Source organism: Vibrio sp. 1727 (assembly GCF_033344415.1).
GTDB classification, from domain to species: domain Bacteria; phylum Pseudomonadota; class Gammaproteobacteria; order Enterobacterales; family Vibrionaceae; genus Vibrio; species Vibrio alginolyticus.
In genome coordinates, this window is sequence record NZ_JAWPOT010000501.1 from 1 (window position 1) to 577 (window position 577).

The 577-nt window shown below is 41.8% G+C and carries 1 protein-coding gene; it reads right to left on the reverse strand.

Going from position 1 to position 577, the window contains the following annotated elements:
* Positions 1–129: 129 nt before the first annotated feature.
* On the reverse strand, positions 130–577 hold a 448-nt coding region (locus R8O10_RS26595), incomplete at its 5' end, for an IS630 family transposase (protein WP_318192147.1).

The window sequence follows — 577 nt, forward strand, 5'->3', positions numbered from 1 at the left end:
AGGTTCTAGTCATTTGAAGTCAGCTCACCCAGAGAGTTTCGAATCTTTAAAAAGTTGTTTTGATGACTTGAGCCGAGAGTATCCAAATATAGGTACCAGAGTAGATTGGAACTAATGCGCTATACCCGTTCAACTTGAAGATACAGGTTTCAATATCTGAAAATTATCCGTAATTCGGGATACCAGTGAGCCTGCAACTTCTGGCAACGTTACATTGAAAAATTCATTAATAGCCGTTGTAAATTCAGCCTTCGAGGAGAAGTAAATATTGTTCCTCGCATGCTCATTCATCACTTTCCAAAGCCGCTCTATTGGATTTAAATTTGGACTGTAAGGCGGTAAGTAATGAAGCTCGATATTGAGCACTTTTGCCGCATTTTTCACCAACTCGGACTGATGATAGGCGGCACCATCAAGCACTAGGTGAACTTTTTGCTCCAACGGATAATGCTCCTTTTTGAGCTTCCAGAAGAAGCGAACAATGCTCTCGCTGTTTATCGTGTCATACGTGTCTGTCACCGTTGCGCCAATATTTTGAAGCGGTAACGCACCGATAATATTAAGACGAGTTCGACTG